Source organism: Alcanivorax sp., assembly GCF_019431375.1.
GTDB lineage: Bacteria > Pseudomonadota > Gammaproteobacteria > Pseudomonadales > Alcanivoracaceae > Alcanivorax > Alcanivorax jadensis_A.
Genome location: NZ_CP080267.1, coordinates 1,442,230 through 1,460,802 on the forward strand (window position 1 = coordinate 1,442,230; position 18,573 = coordinate 1,460,802).

Here is an 18,573-nt window from a genome sequence, read left to right on the forward strand (position 1 = left end):
CTGAGCTGCGAGGACCCGGTGCCACCCCACCGTGTCCTCGCGACTCATGGCGGATTATGTCGTGGGGCTGGCGCCGTCTCTCAGCGGGTAGCCTCCAGCGCCGTCAGCAGCAGTCGCTGATAGAGATGCGCTCGAATACCATGCGGATCTCTCAACGCCATCCGCTCCAGCTCCGCAGCGAAATCGCTTTCGCTGCCCTCCTCAAACAGCGCCTTGCGTCCCAACTTCAGGTATTCCTTCTGGCTGACTTTTTCCTTTAGCCAGGTCAGCGCCTTGAGCAACCGCTGCTCCACCTCGTTGAAGTCACAGCCCAGCGGGAAGGTAGGGAACGCCTTGTCACCATGGCGCTCAGCGATCTCGTGAAGATGCTCAGGATTATTACGGCGGTAGGGTTCGGGGATCCGGTAATCCTTGCGGAGTTTGCCGGCGGCCTGGGCCTCCTCCATCAGTTCGATCTGGAAACGACTGTCGGCCACATTGAGCATGGCCATCACCACCTCCTCATCGGTCTTGCCGCGCAGATCGGCCACCCCGTATTCCGTCACCACCACATCGCGCAGATGGCGGGGAATGGTGTTATGACCATAGCGGAACACCACATTGCTCATGGCCTCGCCACCGCGCTCGCGCCAGGCGCGGACCATCAGGATGGAACGGGCCCCTTCCAGTTCATGGGCCTGGCTGACAAAGTTGTACTGCCCGCCCACCCCACTGAGCACCCGGCCATCTTCTACCTGGTCGGCAACGGCAGCCCCCAACAAGGTCACGGTGAAAGCGGTATTCACAAAACGGGCATCCTGGCGCTGCAGACGCTTGAGGGTTTCATCACCGTAGAGATGATTGATGAAGCTGATGTGGGTCATGTTGATGGCCGCCCGGCTCGGTGCATCCAGCTCGCGAAGGCGCTCATAAAACGCCTGGGGACCCAGGAAAAAGCCACCATGCATGACCACGCCACCAGCCAGTTCATCACCGAACACCGCCTTGAGAGCTTCTCTTGTGGCGCGGTCGTCCAGATCGTTGACCACGCGGATATTGTTGGGCAACACCAGCTCATCGCCGTGTTTTTCCACGTCACTACGGAAAATCCCGAAGCGCTTCAGCTGACGCAAGTGGTCGTGATTGAGACGGCGCCGAATGGCATCCTGCTCGCGCAGGGCATCCAGCAGGGCCAGACCGGGCTTGGCAGGGTTGTGCATTTCCAGCTGTTGCAAGGGCGCCCAGTCATACACCGGGCGGCGAATAATACCATCATCAATCAGCGTCAGAAGGCCATGGGTCATCATCTCGCTGCAGCCGTACAGACCTTCGCGGAAGGCGCTTGTGCCGCCTTCCTTTTCCACCAGTTGCTGATGACTTTTCGGCAAGGACCAGGCCTTGAGCAGGGATTGGTAAAGGTCGTTATCCAGCTCGCGCAAGCGCAAATGATGCACCAGCGCATCGCCCAGGGCACCGATCCCGATCTGCAGGGTACCGCCATCCTTCACCAGAGTGCTGGCGTGCAGGCCGACAAAGTGATCCTGGATATTCACCGGCATGTTGGGGGTGCTGAACAGGCGGGTGTGACCCTGGGCGTCATCCAGCAGGATATCCATGTCCGCCAGCCAGTCGTCCACTCGGGCATCGTTTTCCATAAAGGGCAGATCCCGATGCACCTGCCCCACCGAGACAATGGTTTCGCCGGCATCCCGACGCGCCTTGAGCAGGGGCATCAGATCCAGGGTTACCTCAGGGTTACAGGAGAAGCTGTAGCGATCGCTGCCGTCCTCTTCCCGGTGCGCCAACATCTGCGCCACCACATTGATATTGCGGGCGTTGAGATCCCGGGCCACATGAGTGTAGTTGCTGCTGATGTAATGCTGCTGGGCACTGTCACTGCCCAACATGCTACCCGGCTGCACAAAGAATTCGAACACGCGGATATTGTCCGGCAAAGCGCTACGCTTCTGGGGTTTCAGATAGGCCAGCTCTTCATAATCGCCGAACAGGCGGTCGGCGAAGGGATTGAGAAAACGCTTTTCCAGATCACTGCCGGCACCGGGCTTACCCAGTGACAAGGCGGTATAGATATCAAGAGTCAGGGAGGGATCCCTTTCCACCCGTGCATAGAGGGCATTCACAAAACGGTTTGGCTTGCCCAGCCCCAGTGGCATGGCCAGGCGGATTTCGCCACCGGTCTGCTTGATCACATAATCCACGGCCTGTTCGGCACTCTGCATCCGCTCTGTCACGGGAACTCCTTGTCTCGTTGGTTCAGTGTCCGCTGGTCTGTGACACGAACGTCACCAGCACCACGCCGACCACAATGAACGCCATGCCCACCATCGCAGGCAGGTCTGGCTGCTGACGGAAAAACAGCGCACCTACCAGCGCAATCAATACAATACCGACACCGGCCCACACCGCATAGGCTATGCCCATGGGAATGGTGCGCAAGGTCAACGATAGCGCATAGAAAGCGATGCTGTAGCCCACCACGGTGACCACGGAGGGCCACAACCGGGAGAAACCCTGGGAGGCATTCAATGCGCTGGTCGCCACCACTTCGGCAAGGATGGCCACGGCAAGATAAACATAGCCCATGTCGGATCCTATTCAGGAGCGAGCTGTGTCAGCAAGGTTTCCCAGTGTGCCAGTTGTTGTTGCGCAAAGTCAGCCTGGGGATGACGGACGATCAGCACCAGGCGGGTTTGACTATCCTGGTCGGGCCATTGGTTGAGGGGGGCCAACTCCGGCTCCTGTCCTTCCACCCATTGCACTAGCAAGGGGCCATCGAGCCCTTCCACGCGCAGCAGGCCTTTTACCCGGATCAGGGCATCACCGCATTGCTCGGCAAGTTGTTTGAGGGCAGCCTGCCACAGGGGCCAGGACAGCAGGCCATCCCAGCGCAGGGAGGCACTGTAAAGCTGATGACGGGATGGAGGGGGAACCGGTCGCTGTGGCGACAGCAGCGAGCTACTCGATGGGGCCGGCGCAAAACTGCCGGTGACCCGGCAACGACGGGGAAAGGACTGTGCCAGCAGGTCCACCGGGGCCGGTTCCGGGTAGATGCGCGCGGTGGGGTTAAGCGCTGCCAGTTGCACCTTCAAGGCCGCCAGGTCTTGCGGCTGGCATTGCTCCGTTTTCGACAACAACAGGGCATCGGCGGCGTGGATCTGTTCCAGCCACTCCGGGTGACGTTCCAGGCTACGGACGCCAGCCACAGCATCCACCACGGTCAGCACTGATTGGCAGAAGAAGCGTTTCTTCAGCCAGGGATCCTGCTCCAGCGGAGCGGTGACACCGAACGGATCGGCAGCGCCGGTGGTTTCCAGCAGCAGCGTAGAAAACGCTGGTAGCTCACCATTTTTGCGGGCCATGAAAAGGTTGCGCAGAGTGCTCGACAGGGAGCCCTGTATCACACAGCAGAGGCAACCACCGGACAGCAGAGTCACCGGCACCCGCCCGGGGCCGGTGAGGTGCTGGTCGATACCAATATCGCCCAGCTCATTGATGATCACCGCCAGGTCCTGACGCTCGCTGAGCCAGCGGTTGAGCATCGTGGTCTTGCCGCTGCCCAGAAATCCGCTCAGGACAACAACCGGCAAGCGTTCCATCAATCAGCCCAGGGACCAGGGCAGTTGCTGGCCGGCGTAGAACGGCACCATGGCCTCCCCCGCCGCATCAATCACCTCAGGCACAGACCAGGGTTTGCGCACCAGGGTCACGGTGTCGGTATGGCGGGGCAACCGGTAGAAATCCGCGCCGAAGTGGCTGGCAAAACCTTCCAGCTTGTCCAGGGCGTTGTGCTGCTCCAGAAAGCTGGCATACAACGGCAGCGCCGCCCGGGCGGAATAGCAGCCAGCACAGCCACAGGCCGCTTCTTTCTTGTTGCGTGGATGCGGGGCGGAATCGGTGCCAAGGAAGAAGCGGCCATGGCCTTCCAGCACCGCCTGCTGGATGCTTTGCTGATGCTGACGTCGCTTGAGAATGGGCAGGCAATAGTTGTGTGGCCGCACACCACCCACCAGCAGATCGTTGCGGTTCATCAGCAGGTGTTGCGGCGTCACGGTAGCCGCGGTCAGCTCGCTGGCCTCGCGCACAAAGTGAACGCCTTCTGACGTGGTCACATGCTCGAAGACAATGCGCAGGCCGGGAAACTGGCGACGGATATCATTGAGGTAACGGTCAATAAAGACTTTTTCGCGGTCGAAGATATCAATGTCCGCATCGGTGACTTCACCGTGGACCAGCAGCGGCACATCGTGCTTTTCCATGGCCGCGTAGAGATGGGTAATCTTGCCCGGATCGGTAACGCCGCTGTCGGAATTGGTGGTGGCGCCAGCCGGATACAGCTTGAAGGCATGCACGAAGTCACTCTTGGCGGCTCGCTCCACCTCTTCCACCGGCGTGGTATCGGTCAGGTACAACACCATCAACGGCTCGAAGGCAACGCCCGCCGGCACCTGGGCCAGAATCCGCTGCCGGTACTCGTCCGCCTGGGCCACGGTATTCACCGGTGGCGTCAGGTTGGGCATGACAATGGCACGGCCAAACACGTTCGCCGTGGCGGGCACCGTCTCGGCAAGCAGATCGCCGTCGCGGAAATGAAGATGCCAGTCGTCGGGGCGGGCGATGGTCAGGGTGTCAGTCATGGCGTCACCTTGTCGGAATTTTTTCGGGGGGATAGTGTAGCGCAACTGCCGGGTCGGGCGGGTTGAAAATGTTTGCCAGTGGGTATGAGCGGATCTCGTTAGCGTGCTTTTTGCGTAGGAGCCTTAATCAGTGAGGCGTCACGAGTGAGGAAACCGGAGAGGCTTCGCCTTGCGAGCAAGGCTCCAACGAAAAACGCCCCGCAGTGCGGGGCGTTTCGAATATATGGCGGAGAGGGCGGGATTCGAACCCGCGATACGGTAACCCGTATGGTTCCTTAGCAGGGAACTGGTTTCAGCCACTCACCCACCTCTCCGGAATGCGGTCAAACTGTCAGTCTGGAATTCGGGCTCTTGCTGGCCTGTTTCCAAACTCGCCGCGCATCATAACGATTTTGCGGAGAAAATACAGCCCAAAAATCAGGCAGACTCACCGTCTGGTGATTTTTCGTGCTGAATCCGCTGGTAGATTTCTTCCCGATGCACAGCAACCTCTTTCGGCGCATTCACACCGATGCGAACCTGGTTACCTTTTACACCCAGAACAGTCACGGTGACTTCATCACCTACCATCAGGGTCTCACCAACTCGACGCGTAAGAATTAACATAATGATCCCTCCTGGGGTCCTTCAATTTCCGTGAGCGCATGCCGTACCTGAGGCTCTCGGGTTGCCGTCCTTGACGACTCCTTGGTGCGGGACCATTTACCCACCCCTGGCACGGGGGGCGGTAGTATGCCTGAAGCGGTTTCGTAAGTCTCGCCGTGAAGGGCGCTCGACCAACCGGTCGTCGCCCTGCACATACCTGATAGTATGTGGATCAGCTTGAAGGCTGATCCAGCTCAAAGGCGGAGTGCAGAGCACGTACCGCCAGCTCCAGGTATTTCTCGGCAATCACCACGGACACCTTGATTTCGGAGGTGGAAATCATCTCGATGTTGACCCCTTCGTTGGCCAGGGTTTCAAACATCTTGGATGCTACACCTGCGTGGGAACGCATGCCCACACCCACCAGGGACACCTTGGCGATCTTGTCATCGCCAATGATTTCCGGGTTGCCCAGCTCGTCGGAGGCCTTGCGCAGGGCTTCCTGGGCACGGGCGAAATCGTTGCGGTGCACGGTGAAGGTAAAGTCGGCGGCGCCGTCCTTGCCCACATTCTGCACGATCATGTCCACTTCGATGTTCTCTGCACTCACCGGGCCGAGGATCTTGTAGGCAATGCCCGGGGTATCCGGGGCGCCACGCACGATGATTTTGGCTTCATCACGGGTAAAGGCAATTCCGGAGATTACCGGCTTTTCCATATCAACCTCGTCGTCGACGGTAATGAGAGTTCCAGGACCATCCTGGAAGCTGGACAAGACACGCAGCGGCACATTGTATTTGCCGGCGAATTCCACAGAGCGGATCTGCAGGACCTTGGAGCCCTGACTGGCCATTTCCAGCATTTCCTCGAAGGTAATGCTGTCCAGGCGACGGGCGTTATCCACCACACGGGGGTCGGTGGTGTAGACGCCGTCCACGTCGGTATAGATCTGGCACTCGTCGGCCTGCAATGCGGCGGCCAGCGCCACGGCGGTGGTGTCGGAGCCGCCACGGCCGAGAGTGGTAATGTTGCCGTCGGCATCCACACCCTGGAACCCGGCCACCACCACAACGCTGCCGCCATTCAGATCGGCGCGCACTTTCTTGTCGTCGATCTCTTCGATACGGGCCTTGGAATGGACACTGTCGGTGCGCAGGGGAATCTGGCTGCCGGTGTAGGAGCGGGCATTGATGCCCTGCTTCTGCAACGCCATGGACAACAGGGCAATGGTGACCTGCTCGCCGGTGGACACCAGCACATCCATCTCGCGGGGTGAAGGGTTATCACTGACACCTTTGGCCAGCTCGATCAGGCGGTTGGTTTCGCCGCTCATGGCGGACACCACCACGACCACCTGGTCGCCCCGTTTATGAAAGCCTGCCACCTTCTCGGCGACGGCTTGAATGCGTTCGACCGTACCCACTGAGGTACCGCCGTATTTCTGCACTATAAGGGCCATAAAGTCGCTTTATCTGCAAAAAAGAGCGCGTAACCTTAGCAGAAACGCGCCGGGATTTCATGTTGAGGGCTGAGCCGTGGTCTTGACCGCAGCTTACGCCCCCTGTTCGGACACCCAGTTTTTCACGCTTTCCAGGGCCGCCGGCAGGGCTGCAGGGTTGTTACCCCCGCCCTGGGCCATGTCCGGGCGGCCACCGCCGCGACCGTCCACCTGCTCGGCCACATGCTTGAGCAGATCACCGGCCTTGAAGCGGCCGGTGAGGTCCTTGGTGACACCCGCCACCAGAGCCACTTTATCGCCATCCACGGCGGACAGCAGGATAATCGCCGAGCCCAGCTTGTCTTTCAGCTTGTCCATGGTGACCCGCAGGGTCTTGCCATCGGCACCGTCCAGCTGGGTCGCCAGCACTTTCACGCCGGCAATTTCCTGCACCTCATCGGTGAGGTCGCTGCCGGCACCGCTGGCCAGCTTTTGCTTGAGGCGTTCGATTTCCTTTTCCAGCTCGCGCACTTTCTGCGCCTGGCTGCGCACCCGCTCGGCGGCGTTGTCCGGGGTACTTTTCACCGTCGCGGCAATCTCGCTGAGCGCCCGCTCCTGCTGACGCATCACGGCCAGGGCATGCTCACCGGTGACCGCTTCGATGCGCCGCACACCGGCCGCAGCGGAGGCTTCCAGGGTAATACGGAACAACCCGATATCGCCGGTGCGGCTCACGTGGGTGCCACCGCACAGCTCCTTGGAGAAACCGTCACTGCCCATGCTCAACACGCGCACCTGATCATCGTACTTTTCGCCGAACAGGGCCATGGCGCCGGCTTCCCGGGCGGCTTCGATATCCATCAATTCGGTGGTCACCGGGGTGTTGGCCAGAATCTGGCGGTTCACCAAAATCTCAATCTGTTCGCGCTGGGCTTCGCTCACCGCTTCACCATGGGAGAAGTCAAAGCGCAGATAGTCCGCGGCCACCAGCGAGCCCTTCTGCTGCACATGCTCACCGAGCACGTCGCGCAGGGCTGCGTGCATCAGGTGGGTGGCGGAGTGATTTCGCATGATGGCGCGACGACGCTCCACATCCACGTAGGCGGACACGGTATCGCCCACCTTCAGGTTGCCGCTTTCCACCTTGCCCAGGTGCACATGGGCCGCCTGGCGCTTCTTGGTATCGGACACCGCGAAACGGTTGTCGCCCTGCACCAGGAAACCACTGTCGCCCACCTGGCCACCGGATTCCGCATAGAATGGCGTGCTGGCCAGTACCACCATGCCTTCTTCACCGGCCTGGAGGGCGTCCACCGCTTCGCCGTCCTTGAACAGGCCGACGATCTTGTCGTCGTCCGCCAGTTTTTCGTAACCGGAGAAATCGGTCACCGCCTCGATATTGAGACGGTCGCTGTAATCATTGGCAAAACTACCGGCACCACGGGCACGCTCACGCTGGGCTTCCATGGCTTTTTCAAAACCGGCCATGTCCACCGTCAGCTCCCGCTCGCGGGCCACATCGGCGGTGAGATCCGGCGGGAAACCATGGGTGTCATAGAGAGTGAACAGCACCTCGCCGGGCAGTTCCTTGCCGTCCAGCTCGGTAATGGCCGCTTCCAGCACCTTCATGCCAGCGGCCAGGGTGCGGCCAAACTGCTCTTCTTCTGCCAGCAGCGCCTTCTCGATACGGGCCTGTTCGCGGACCAGCTCCGGATAGGCATCGCCCATCTGTTCCGCCAGCGCGCCCACCAGGGTGGAGAAGAACGGCTTGTCCTGGCCCAGCTTGTGGCCATGACGCAGAGCCCGGCGAATGATGCGGCGCAGCACATAGCCACGACCTTCGTTGGACGGGATCACCCCGTCGCAGATCAGGAAGCTGGCCGAACGGATGTGGTCGGCAATCACCCGCAGGGATTTCTCTTCCAGGTCCTGACAACCGGTGGCTTTTGCCGCCGCCTGCAGCAGGGCCTGGAACAGGTCGATCTCGTAGTTGGAATGCACGCCCTGCAGGACCGCCGCAATGCGCTCCAGGCCCATGCCGGTATCCACGCTGGGCTTGGGCAGTGGCTTCAACTCGCCGTCCTGCTGACGGTCGTACTGCATGAACACCAGGTTCCAGATCTCGATGTAACGATCCAGATCGTCATTCTCGGAACCCGGCGGGCCACCAGGCACGTCTGCCCCGTGGTCATAGAAGATTTCCGAACAGGGGCCACAGGGCCCGGTATCGCCCATCTGCCAGAAGTTGTCTTCGTCCAGACGGGAGAAACGCTCGGCGCTGACGCCCATTTCCTTCAGCCAGATATCCGCCGCTTCGTCATCGGAGACATGCACGGTGACCCACAGGCGCTCTTCCGGCAGCCCCAGGGTGCCGGTAAGGAATTCCCAGGCAAACTTGATGGCTTCGCGCTTGAAGTAGTCGCCGAAGCTGAAGTTGCCCAGCATCTCGAAGAAGGTGTGATGCCGCGCCGTGTAACCCACGTTCTCCAGGTCGTTGTGCTTGCCCCCGGCACGCACGCAGCGCTGGGAACTGGTAGCACGGGTGTAATCCCGGGACTCACGGCCCAGAAACACATCCTTGAACTGGTTCATCCCCGCGTTGGTAAACAGCAGGGTGGGATCATTGTGGGGCACCAGCGAGGAGGACGGCACCTTGGTGTGTCCCTGGCTGGCAAAGTAGTCCAGGAAGGCCTGGCGTAGTTCAGCACTCTTCATAGGAGAAACATTATCGGCTGGCTGTCAGAGAGCGCCGAGTATACCGCCCCCAAGGCCCGGTTGCGATGGTTCAGTAAGCTGCGAGCTACTAGCTTCTAGCTGCGAGAAAAACCCAAACCAAAAGGAGCTTCTTCTTTAATCTAACAGCTAGAAGCTAGCAGCTCGTAGCTCGTCTCTAGCCCTTGATCGCCGCCGCCAGACATACCGCCAGCACCATCACCAGCAGAATGCGCTTGAGCACTCTCGGCGAGACCCGGTGGGCGAAGCCCACGCCCAGGCGTACGCCCAGCAGCGTGCCGGCGGCTACCAGCAGGCCGGGTAGCCAGGCTACCTGATCCCGGGCCACGAAAATGCCCAGGGCCAGCACGGTGAAGCTGCCGGTAATGGCCAGTTTCAGGGCGTTGCCGCGCAGCATGTCATAGCGAAGCTGGCCCACCAGCACGGCGATCAGTACAAAGCCCACCCCCGCCTGCACAAAGCCACCATAGGCACCACAGAAGAACAGCCCCAGCCAGCCGGCCACGGAGTCGTTGGGTTGCAGTGGCACTTCATCCGCTGCCGGCGACAACTGATTGGGTTTGAACACCATGATCAGGGCCACCACCACCAGGGTGGTCAGCAATACGGGTTTGAGGATGGATTCCGGCAAATAGGAGGCTGCCAGGGTACCCACCAACGTACCCAGCAAACAGGGCACCAGTATTGCCGGCAGCGGCTTGAACGGCATGGTGCCGCGCTTGTTGAACTGGCGCACTGCCTCCACGCTCTGAATCAGCACCCCCACCCGCATGGTGCCATTGGCCAGCGCCGCACTCATGCCGCTGAGCATCAGCAGCGGCAGGATCAGCAGACCTCCACCACCGGCCAGGGTGTTGATAAAGCCGGCCAATACACCGGCACCCAGCATGGCCGCCGCCAGCCAGGGATCAGACAGGTATTCCATGGGAGGTCTCACACAAGCCGAAAAGCGAAGGATACGCCTTGAACAGGATTCAAACCAAGAGACAAATGATCGTGTGGCCAGCTCCTTGGACCACAACCCGGCCCCGTTGGAGCTTTGCTCGCAAGGCGAAGGGGCGAATGAATCCAAGTGCCTGCTGAAATCTTCGCTTTGCGAGCAAAGCTCCAACGGGGTAAAGGTATGAAAAGTAATGATGGGAGTGCGAGGGAACGAACTACAACTCGTCGTCCGGTGAGCCATCCAGTGCAGCAAAGCTCTGCTCAGCATCGAAACCCCGCTGTTGCAGGAACCGGAGCTGGCGGGCCTTTTCTTTCTGATCCTTGCCCGGGTACTGACGAAAGCGCCGGGCCCGCACGTCCCGGGCCAGGGCGAACCAGTCCACCTCTGCCTCCTCCAGAGCCTGGGCAATCAGTTCATTGTCCACGCCCTTGAGTTGCAGCTCCTGGCGGATTCGCAATGCACCCTGCCCTCGCTCAATCCGGGAGCGCACAAAAAAACCGGCAAAGCGCCGGTCATCGATAAAGCCATGTTCTTCACACCAGGCCATCACGGTGTTAAGCGCCGGATGCTCACCCACCTTGCTGCGCAGCTTGGTTTCCAGCTCGCGGCGGGCATGATCCCGACGCGCCAGCAGGCTGACAGCCCGCTGGCGCAGTTCGGATTCAGTGAGCGGTTCACTCATTACCGACTTCAGCTTCCTCTTCCTTGGCAGCCGGAGCCTCACTGGGATCAGGCAGCAGGCGGGCACGGATTTCCTGCTCGATTTCCTCGGCGATGGCCGGGTTCTCCCGCAGGAAATCACAGGCGTTCTGTTTGCCCTGGCCGATCTTGTCGCCCTTGTAGGCATACCAGGCACCGGATTTATCCACCAGCCCCTGCTGCACACCCAGGTCCAGGACTTCGCCCAGCTGGTTGATCCCCTGGCCGTAAAGAATCTGGAACTCGGCCTGACGGAACGGCGGTGATACCTTGTTCTTCACCACCTTGACCCGGGTTTCGTTACCGGTGACTTCATCCCCCTGTTTCACTGCCCCGATGCGACGAATATCCAGGCGCACGGAGGAGTAGAACTTGAGGGCATTACCGCCGGTGGTAGTTTCCGGGTTACCGAACATCACACCGATCTTCATACGGATCTGGTTGATGAACACCACCAGAGTATTGGCATTTTTCACGTTACCGGTGATCTTGCGCAGGGCCTGACTCATCAGACGAGCCTGCAGACCCACATGGGCATCGCCCATTTCACCTTCGATTTCCGCCTTGGGCACCAGGGCCGCCACGGAATCCACGATCACCACATCCACGGCGCCGGAACGTACCAGCATGTCGGTGATTTCCAGCGCCTGCTCGCCGGTGTCCGGCTGGGACACGATCAGGTCATCCACATTGACGCCCAGTTTTTCCGCGTAATCCGGGTCCAGCGCGTGCTCTGCATCCACAAAGGCACAGGTGGCGCCTTTTTTCTGCGCCTGGGCAATCACACTGAGAGTCAGGGTGGTTTTACCGGAGGATTCCGGCCCGTAGATTTCCACGATACGCCCTTTCGGCAGACCGCCAATCCCCAGAGCGATGTCCAGTCCCAGAGAGCCGGTGGAAATGGACGGCATGCGCTCGCGCTTGCGATCGCCCATGCGCATGACGGAACCCTTGCCGAATTGACGCTCGATCTGTGACAGCGCCGCAGACAGCGCCTTACCTTTATCGCTCATGTGACCCCTCTCCGTTAACTGGTGCGTCATTCATTGACGGCGACCGTATTGTGCCTTGTCGGATCTGACCTTTTAGTCAGCACTGACAATATGGACAGTATTATGAACAGCTATTGCGGCTCATTGCAACCCCGCCAGCCGGGGCTGCTTGCAGGCTAATGCGGTATCAACGTCATCAGTGCGGTAAACCGTTGATTTTCCATGCCTGGCCCCTTGCAGGAAGCATCGGCGATGCCTGGCAAGGAAGGCGTGCAAGATGTACCAGGCGTTCAATGCCCGGTGGATGAAAACGATTGTGGCGACTTCAGGCGCGCATTCAAGCCCCGAATGGCTTCCAGGATAGTCTGCTGACGGACGGCATTCCGGTCACCCGGAAAATGGAAACATTGCGCGTCGGCATGCCCATTCGGCTGCCCCCAGCCAATCCAGACCGTACCCACCGGCTTGTCCGGGGTGCCACCATCCGGGCCGGCGATGCCGGTCACCGCCATGCTTACCTGCCCACGGGAATGACGAAGCGCACCGAGCGCCATCTCCAGCGCCGTGTCTTCACTGACTGCACCGGTGCGCTCCAGCGTCGCGGCCTGCACCCCGAGCATGTCCTGCTTGGCCTCATTGGAGTACGTTACAAAGCCCCGCTCGAACCAGCGGGAAGAACCGGCAATGGCTGTCAGCGTCTGGGCAATGCCACCACCGGTGCAAGACTCAGCGGTGACCACCATGATGGACTGCTGTATCAGCTGCTCTGCCAGTTGCCGCGCGGCCTGGGCAATGTCGTCGTGATGCACGGTGTCTCCGGGAATATCCTGCCAGCGAACCCGCAAGATACCACTGCCCGCCCGCACCGCCCAAGGCGCGTTATTCCAGCTCTGCCAGCGAGGCCTCGAAATAATCCAGGAAACGCTGGATGTGCGGCAGGGTATCGCGACAACCGATGACCCCGAATTCCAGGCTGTCCTTGTAGCTCACCACGGTGATATTCAGCGCGTAACCGTGCAGCACAAGGGACACCGGGTAAGAGGCCAGCAACTCCGCGCCGTTGAAATACAGGGTTTCCTTCGGCCCCGGCACATTGGAGATCACCAGATTGAACATGGGGCTGACCCTGCCCGACAGGCCCGTCACCTGCCCCAGCGAGAGAGGCATATTGGTCATCACCGTATAGACGTCGATATCCGCCTTCTGCATTTCACCCAGACGGGTTTTCACCGCCTGCATGGATTCCTGAATGGCAACCAGCCGCCCCAGCGGGCTGGCAATGTGGGTGGCCAGGCTCACCTGCACTGTGGTGATGGCATTGCCGCCGCCTTCGGCCTGGTCAGCGCTACGCAGTGACACCGGCACCTGAGCCACCAGCGGCTCCGCGGGCAAGGCATCCAGCGATTCCAGGTAACGACGCATGGCGCCACCACACATGGCCAGAAAAATGTCGTTGACGGTGCCGTTGTGCTTTTTTGCGGCAGCCTTGATACGCGGCAGCGACCAGGACTGGGCGGCAAATCGGCGGGCGCCAGTGACGCGACGATTCAGGACTGTCTTCGGAGCCCGGTAGATGGTTTTCACGTTGCTTTCTTTGGGCAAACGCAGCAGATCCACCAGTTGCCCGGCACCCCGGCGCACACTGCCCATGCCATCCAGCACACCCGCCTTGGCGGCCACGGCCACGTTTTTCTTACGCGGCTTTTTACGGCTGTCCCACTCCCCGGACCAGGGTGCCGGCAGACGCTCATCGGCACTGGAGGCAAAGCGCGACTGCATCAGATGCATACCGGCCATGCCATCCACCATAGAATGGTGCATCTTGGTGTAAAGGGCGAAGCGGTTGCCTTCCAACCCTTCGATCAGATAGCTCTCCCACAGGGGCCGACTCGGATCCAGACGTTGGGCATGCAGGCGCGACACCAGCGCCAGCAACTCCCGCACCCGCCCCGGACGCGGCAGCGCCGAATGGCGCACGTGGTAATCGATATCAAAATTCTTGTCGTCCACCCAGGTCGCATCCAGCCGACCCGGCAGGCGGGACTGGATCTTCTGACTGAAGGGCCGGCACACCCCATCCACCTCAACCATGTAGCGATAGACGCTTTCCATGTAGTCGCTAGGGGCATCCTCCGGCACCGCGAACAGGGCCAGCCCCCCCACATGCATGGGCGTCTCGCGGGTTTCCATCATCAGCCAGCCGGAATCCATAATGGATAATTTTCGCGCCATCCCGATCTCCTTATTGTTATGTGCCACAGGCAAGGTTCATCCTGCGGGAGAAATCTGCCAATAGCCAAATCATCCATATTCAAGACAAAACAGCATTATGAGATTCGTTGCTTTTGGTTATTGGCCAAGGCACAGCCGTTTACTTATTCGACGCCAACCATCCCGGGGCCTGGAGAACACTGGACAAAATATCCGGCTCTGCTAATCTCGCACCATGAACCCGGTTCGCACAGTAATTGATGCCTCCGACGGCCCGACCCCGTCCCGCACTGCCAGCGCTTTCGCCCTGGTTGCGAGCACCCCTGCCTTTCTCTCCTGACGCCGAACACCCGACGGAAACCGGGGGTTCGGCGCCCCCGGCAAACACACCATTAACACCGTCAGGAGAACACCATGAATACGCTACCCCCGATCACCGTCAGCACCGCCGACCGTGATCGCCTTTTTGCCGTGCTGGATAACTTCAAGGGCGACTCGGATCAGATCGATTATCTCTACAATGAACTGGCCCGCGCCCAGTTTGTTGAGGCTGATGCCATGCCGGAAGACGTGGTAACCCTGGGCAGCCGCTTGCGGTTTCGCAATGAAGCCAGCGGCAAGGAACACGAACGGGTACTGACCCTGCCCCACGAGACACAGATCGTCAGCGACGCCATTTCCATTCTTACCCCAGCCGGAGCGGCCCTGCTGGGCCTGAAGGTGGGTGACGAGATACGTTGGCCTCACCAGGGACATTTTTTGCGGTTACAGCTGCTGTCAGTAAGCCGGACATAACGCCGGATAACCAGACCACAGTTTGATACGCTCTGACACTGACTCACTCATACAACAACACAAGGACTGCTCATGAAGATGGAAACCCTTGCCGTGCGTGCCGGCTTTCAGGTGGACCCCACCACCAAGGCGGTGGTGACGCCGATCTACCAGACCACGTCCTATGCCTTCGACAACACCCAGCACGGTGCGGATCTGTTTGACCTGAAGGTGCCCGGGAATATTTATACCCGCATCATGAACCCCACCAATGCGGTGCTGGAAGAACGGGTCGCAGCCATGGAAGGGGGCGTCGGCGCCCTGGCGGTGGCCTCCGGCATGGCCGCCATCGAGTATGCGCTGGAAACCATTACCGAAGTCGGCGACAACATCGTCACCACCAGCAAACTCTACGGTGGCACCTACAACTTCTTTGCGCACAGCCTGCCGCGCCGCGGCATTGAAGCACGCTTTGTCAGCCATGATGATTTCGATGCGCTTGCCGCATCCATTGATGACAACACCAAGGCCGTCTTTTGCGAATCTGTGGGCAACCCCGCCGGCAATATTGTCGACATTGAACGCCTGGCCGAAGTGGCCCATCAGGCCGGCGTACCACTTATCGTCGACAATACCGTGGCCACGCCCTACCTGTGGCGGCCCATCGAGCACGGTGCGGATATCGTGGTCCACTCGTTGACCAAATATATGGGCGGGCACGGCAACTCCGTTGCAGGGGTGATTGTGGATTCCGGGAAATTCCCCTGGACCAAACACAAAGAGCGTTTTCGGGTACTGAACGAACCCGATCCGTCCTACCACGGTGTGGTCTACACCGAAGCCCTCGGTGAAGCGGCCTTCATCGGCCGTGCCCGGGTGGCACCATTACGCAACACCGGCGCGGCCCTGAGCCCGTTCAATACCTTCCTGATTCTGCAGGGTATCGAAACCCTGCCGCTGCGCATGGATCGCCACTGCGAAAACGCCCAGAAAGTTGCCGAGTTCCTGCGCGACCACCCCCAGGTCAACTGGGTGAACTACGCAGGTCTGCCGGAAAGCCCGGACAATGAACTGGCGCAAAAATACATGAATGGTCGCGCGTCCGGGATTCTCAGCTTCGGCATTGAGGGCGGGCAGGAAGCCGGCGCCAAATTCATTGATGCGCTGCAACTGATCCTGCGACTGGTGAACATCGGCGATGCCCGTTCGCTGGCCTGTCACCCGGCCTCCACGACCCATCGTCAGCTGGATGACAAGGAACTGGCCAACGCCGGCGTCAGCCGCGAAATGGTGCGCCTGTCCATCGGTATCGAGCACATTGACGATATCCTGGCAGACATCAGCCAGGCCCTGGACGCCGCACGCTAAAACAAGGCATAACGCGGCACCACCGGTAATGACAGGCAAATTCTCAGAAGCGCCGTTGGAGCTTTGCTCGCAAAGCGAAGCTTCAACGGTACCTGCCACCGCTGAAGATCAGTACCATTCAGCCCGGCTCGCCGCCCCTCATCTCAACAGAATACACGCGCCAGCAAGATGCCTCCCTACAACAGAAGGTCGTCGCCGATCGGGTGATACGCCGAGGCGCTGTCGATCAGGGAACGCGCCGTCAGCGATTCCACCCCGTAAACCTCTGTTCGCACACCGGGGGCAACGTTGATGCGCTCCAGCAGCACATCAAAATCACCATCACCGGATAGCAACACCACGGTGTCCACCTGCGGCGCCAGAGTCATCACATCCACGGCAATGCCCACATCCCAGTCGCCCTTGCTGGAACCATCGCTGCGCTGGATATAGGGCTTGAGCTTTACGGTGAAACCAATGTGCTTGAGGGCATCCTGGAATTTGGTCTGTCCGTCATCACCACGATGGGTGGCATAGGCAATGGCATGAACAATTTCACCTTGCTCAGAAAGCTGTTTCCAGAGACCGCGGTAATTGAATTGGCGGCCATAGGCCTGGCGGGTGGTGTAATAGATGTTCTGAACGTCGGCGAAGACTGCGATGCGGGTCATGCCATGACTCCAGATCGGCAGGCCGTTTTCTTGCCCCAATGCTCGGCACAACAAGAAAAGACACCTGCACGGAAAGTGTCGAATAACGAGGCGTTCATTCCTCGTCAAAGGAGATGTAGTAATTTTCCAGTTCATCTATCAGGGTACGCACTGCCGGGAGCATGCCCCTGCGGCAAGGGTAAACCACATGAATAATATCCCGATGAGGTTGCCAATCCGGCAGCAGATGAACCAGCTCTCCACTCTCTAGCTGCTCCTGCACCGTCAGAACCGGTAGCTGCACAGCCCCGACACCGGCCATGGCTACCCGTCTCAGGGCAATCATGTCGTCTGTCACCAGTTTGGGTTGATGGTGAATAATTGCCTTGCTGTCGTCCGGTCCATTCAGCACCCAGCGATGCTCCGTCTGTGTGGTGGTCAGACTGAGACTGGGCCAATCATGCAAATCTGCCGGGGCTGCCGGGGTGCCATGCTTTTCGATCAGGGCAGGACTGGCTACCAGAGCCAGTCCGCGATCAGAAAGCACTTTCAACTCCAGATCCTTTACCTCCAGCGGTGGCGGACGAACCCGTACCGCCACATCTATCCCTTCATTAAGAACATCAACCCGACGGTTGGTGGCTTCCAGAGAGATGGTGATCTTTGGATAGCGAGCCATGAAATCTGCCAGAAAGGCGCCGATATGCACGTGCAGCAATGTGATCGGGCAGGTCATCCGAATGACCCCGCGCGGCTCGGACTGCACACTGTCAATCGCTTCCTGTGCCGCTTCCGCTTCCACCAGCATGGCCTTGCAATGCTCGTAGAAGGTTTCGCCAATCTCGGTAATGGAAAAGCGCCGGGTCGATCGGTTGATCAATCGCACCCCGAGCCGTTCTTCCAGCGCCGCTACTCGACGACTGAGTTTGGATTTGGGCACACCAATGGCGCGACTGGCCGGGGCGAAACCACCATGGGTGACCGACTGGGCGAAGTAGTAGAGGTCATTAAGGTTTTGCATATTCGAACGCTATTGTCTCACTGATGGAACACTATAAGACTTTTTTGCCTACTACACAGCCCAATGTCCCAGCAATACCATCTAGAAAATCCTGATGATACTTGCTAAATCATGAAACAGATTCTTGGCATCTACTCCGCGCCCAACCCCCACTGGGTGGGCGACGGTTTCCCGGTTCGCTCGCTGTTTTCCTACGACAGCCATGGAAAACAGCTGAGCCCGTTCCTGCTGCTCGACTATGCCGGTCCGGCCCATTTCCCGCCAGCCAGCAAACCCCGGGGCGTCGGCCAGCACCCGCATCGGGGCTTCGAGACGGTGACCATCGTCTACAAGGGCGAGGTTGCCCACCAGGATTCCACCGGCGAAGGCGGCATCATAGGCCCGGGCGATGTCCAGTGGATGACCGCTGGTGCCGGCATCCTCCATGAAGAATTCCACTCTCACGCTTTTACCGAGTCTGGCGGAGAACTGGAAATGGTTCAGTTATGGGTCAATCTGCCCGCGCGGGACAAGACAAGATGACGCCGCCACGCTATCAGGCCATCA

Annotated in this window: 17 protein-coding genes and 1 tRNA gene; 3 read left to right on the forward strand and 15 right to left on the reverse strand. The window is 59.7% G+C overall.

The features are described from left to right. Nucleotides 1-80 precede the first annotated feature (80 nt). The 13 genes from KZ772_RS06605 to KZ772_RS06665 all read right to left on the reverse strand — a co-directional run bounded on the left by KZ772_RS06605 (nucleotide 81) and on the right by KZ772_RS06665 (nucleotide 14,256). Nucleotides 81-2,231, reverse strand: coding sequence for an acetyl-CoA hydrolase/transferase C-terminal domain-containing protein (locus KZ772_RS06605; RefSeq protein WP_290539020.1), 2,151 nt, complete (start codon nucleotides 2,229-2,231; stop codon nucleotides 81-83). A 22-nt stretch (nucleotides 2,232-2,253) separates the two neighbouring features. Continuing rightward, a complete protein-coding gene (locus KZ772_RS06610) occupies nucleotides 2,254-2,583 on the reverse strand; it encodes a multidrug efflux SMR transporter (RefSeq protein ID WP_290539021.1) in 330 nt (109 codons plus the stop codon). A gap of 8 nt (nucleotides 2,584-2,591) precedes the next feature. Next, nucleotides 2,592-3,596, reverse strand: coding sequence for a GTP-binding protein (locus KZ772_RS06615; protein ID WP_290539022.1), 1,005 nt, complete (start codon nucleotides 3,594-3,596; stop codon nucleotides 2,592-2,594). 3 nt (nucleotides 3,597-3,599) lie between these two features. Continuing rightward, nucleotides 3,600-4,634 carry a dihydroorotase gene (pyrC, locus tag KZ772_RS06620; RefSeq protein ID WP_290539023.1) on the reverse strand — a complete coding sequence of 345 codons (1,035 nt, stop codon included), beginning with the start codon at nucleotides 4,632-4,634 and terminating at the stop codon, nucleotides 3,600-3,602. Between the two features lie 224 nt (nucleotides 4,635-4,858). Then, nucleotides 4,859-4,948, reverse strand: a tRNA-Ser gene (locus KZ772_RS06625). Nucleotides 4,949-5,051: 103 nt separating this feature from the next. Further along, the gene (gene csrA, locus KZ772_RS06630; protein ID WP_062817490.1) at nucleotides 5,052-5,240 is read right to left on the reverse strand and encodes a carbon storage regulator CsrA; all 189 of its coding nucleotides are present in this window, start codon (nucleotides 5,238-5,240) and stop codon (nucleotides 5,052-5,054) included. Between the two features lie 211 nt (nucleotides 5,241-5,451). Further along, nucleotides 5,452-6,678, reverse strand: a complete 1,227-nt coding sequence (locus KZ772_RS06635; protein ID WP_290539024.1) for an aspartate kinase — start codon at nucleotides 6,676-6,678, stop codon at nucleotides 5,452-5,454. Nucleotides 6,679-6,771: 93 nt separating this feature from the next. Beyond that, the gene (gene alaS, locus KZ772_RS06640) at nucleotides 6,772-9,372 is read right to left on the reverse strand and encodes an alanine--tRNA ligase (RefSeq protein WP_290539025.1); all 2,601 of its coding nucleotides are present in this window, start codon (nucleotides 9,370-9,372) and stop codon (nucleotides 6,772-6,774) included. Nucleotides 9,373-9,547: 175 nt separating this feature from the next. Further along, nucleotides 9,548-10,315, reverse strand: coding sequence for a sulfite exporter TauE/SafE family protein (locus tag KZ772_RS06645; protein ID WP_290539026.1), 768 nt, complete (start codon nucleotides 10,313-10,315; stop codon nucleotides 9,548-9,550). Nucleotides 10,316-10,547: 232 nt separating this feature from the next. Next, a complete protein-coding gene (locus KZ772_RS06650) occupies nucleotides 10,548-11,015 on the reverse strand; it encodes a regulatory protein RecX (protein WP_290539027.1) in 468 nt (155 codons plus the stop codon). Next, nucleotides 11,008-12,045 carry a recombinase RecA gene (gene recA, locus KZ772_RS06655; protein WP_290539028.1) on the reverse strand — a complete coding sequence of 346 codons (1,038 nt, stop codon included), beginning with the start codon at nucleotides 12,043-12,045 and terminating at the stop codon, nucleotides 11,008-11,010. The genes KZ772_RS06650 and recA overlap by 8 nt, the downstream gene beginning before the upstream one ends. A 269-nt stretch (nucleotides 12,046-12,314) precedes the next feature. Then, complete coding sequence (locus tag KZ772_RS06660; RefSeq protein ID WP_303760342.1) at nucleotides 12,315-12,833, reverse strand: CinA family protein; 519 nt, start codon at nucleotides 12,831-12,833, stop codon at nucleotides 12,315-12,317. A 70-nt stretch (nucleotides 12,834-12,903) separates the two neighbouring features. After that, the gene (locus KZ772_RS06665) at nucleotides 12,904-14,256 is read right to left on the reverse strand and encodes a wax ester/triacylglycerol synthase family O-acyltransferase (RefSeq protein WP_290539030.1); all 1,353 of its coding nucleotides are present in this window, start codon (nucleotides 14,254-14,256) and stop codon (nucleotides 12,904-12,906) included. Between the two features lie 393 nt (nucleotides 14,257-14,649). Between KZ772_RS06665 and rnk the strand changes: the two genes are divergently transcribed. Together rnk and KZ772_RS06675 are read left to right on the forward strand one after the other, a co-directional pair. Further along, nucleotides 14,650-15,030, forward strand: a complete 381-nt coding sequence (gene rnk, locus KZ772_RS06670; protein ID WP_290539031.1) for a nucleoside diphosphate kinase regulator — start codon at nucleotides 14,650-14,652, stop codon at nucleotides 15,028-15,030. Between the two features lie 72 nt (nucleotides 15,031-15,102). Beyond that, nucleotides 15,103-16,377, forward strand: a complete 1,275-nt coding sequence (locus KZ772_RS06675) for a bifunctional O-acetylhomoserine aminocarboxypropyltransferase/cysteine synthase (protein ID WP_290539032.1) — start codon at nucleotides 15,103-15,105, stop codon at nucleotides 16,375-16,377. Nucleotides 16,378-16,553: 176 nt separating this feature from the next. Here the strand turns inward: KZ772_RS06675 and KZ772_RS06680 are convergent, their stop codons facing one another. Both KZ772_RS06680 and KZ772_RS06685 read right to left on the reverse strand, forming a co-directional pair. Continuing rightward, nucleotides 16,554-17,027 carry an NYN domain-containing protein gene (locus KZ772_RS06680; protein WP_290539033.1) on the reverse strand — a complete coding sequence of 158 codons (474 nt, stop codon included), beginning with the start codon at nucleotides 17,025-17,027 and terminating at the stop codon, nucleotides 16,554-16,556. Nucleotides 17,028-17,121: 94 nt separating this feature from the next. Next, nucleotides 17,122-18,027, reverse strand: a complete 906-nt coding sequence (locus KZ772_RS06685) for a LysR family transcriptional regulator (protein WP_290539034.1) — start codon at nucleotides 18,025-18,027, stop codon at nucleotides 17,122-17,124. 111 nt (nucleotides 18,028-18,138) lie between these two features. Between KZ772_RS06685 and KZ772_RS06690 the strand changes: the two genes are divergently transcribed. Next, nucleotides 18,139-18,549, forward strand: coding sequence for a pirin family protein (locus tag KZ772_RS06690; RefSeq protein WP_290539035.1), 411 nt, complete (start codon nucleotides 18,139-18,141; stop codon nucleotides 18,547-18,549). Nucleotides 18,550-18,573: the final 24 nt, after the last annotated feature.

Excerpts from the sequence above, each read along its gene's own strand:
- KZ772_RS06665 (WP_290539030.1), bottom strand. The coding sequence starts at position 14,256 with ATGGCGCGAAAATTATCCATTATGGATTCCGGCTGGCTGATGATGGAA.
- csrA (WP_062817490.1), bottom strand. The coding sequence starts at position 5,240 with ATGTTAATTCTTACGCGTCGAGTTGGTGAGACCCTGATGGTAGGTGAT.
- rnk (WP_290539031.1), top strand. The coding sequence starts at position 14,650 with ATGAATACGCTACCCCCGATCACCGTCAGCACCGCCGACCGTGATCGC.
- KZ772_RS06690 (WP_290539035.1), top strand. The coding sequence starts at position 18,139 with ATGAAACAGATTCTTGGCATCTACTCCGCGCCCAACCCCCACTGGGTG.
- KZ772_RS06650 (WP_290539027.1), bottom strand. The coding sequence starts at position 11,015 with ATGAGTGAACCGCTCACTGAATCCGAACTGCGCCAGCGGGCTGTCAGC.
- KZ772_RS06645 (WP_290539026.1), bottom strand. The coding sequence starts at position 10,315 with ATGGAATACCTGTCTGATCCCTGGCTGGCGGCGGCCATGCTGGGTGCC.
- KZ772_RS06635 (WP_290539024.1), bottom strand. The coding sequence starts at position 6,678 with ATGGCCCTTATAGTGCAGAAATACGGCGGTACCTCAGTGGGTACGGTC.
- KZ772_RS06685 (WP_290539034.1), bottom strand. The coding sequence starts at position 18,027 with ATGCAAAACCTTAATGACCTCTACTACTTCGCCCAGTCGGTCACCCAT.
- KZ772_RS06680 (WP_290539033.1), bottom strand. The coding sequence starts at position 17,027 with ATGACCCGCATCGCAGTCTTCGCCGACGTTCAGAACATCTATTACACC.
- KZ772_RS06615 (WP_290539022.1), bottom strand. The coding sequence starts at position 3,596 with ATGGAACGCTTGCCGGTTGTTGTCCTGAGCGGATTTCTGGGCAGCGGC.
- alaS (WP_290539025.1), bottom strand. The coding sequence starts at position 9,372 with ATGAAGAGTGCTGAACTACGCCAGGCCTTCCTGGACTACTTTGCCAGC.
- recA (WP_290539028.1), bottom strand. The coding sequence starts at position 12,045 with ATGAGCGATAAAGGTAAGGCGCTGTCTGCGGCGCTGTCACAGATCGAG.
- pyrC (WP_290539023.1), bottom strand. The coding sequence starts at position 4,634 with ATGACTGACACCCTGACCATCGCCCGCCCCGACGACTGGCATCTTCAT.
- KZ772_RS06675 (WP_290539032.1), top strand. The coding sequence starts at position 15,103 with ATGAAGATGGAAACCCTTGCCGTGCGTGCCGGCTTTCAGGTGGACCCC.
- KZ772_RS06610 (WP_290539021.1), bottom strand. The coding sequence starts at position 2,583 with ATGGGCTATGTTTATCTTGCCGTGGCCATCCTTGCCGAAGTGGTGGCG.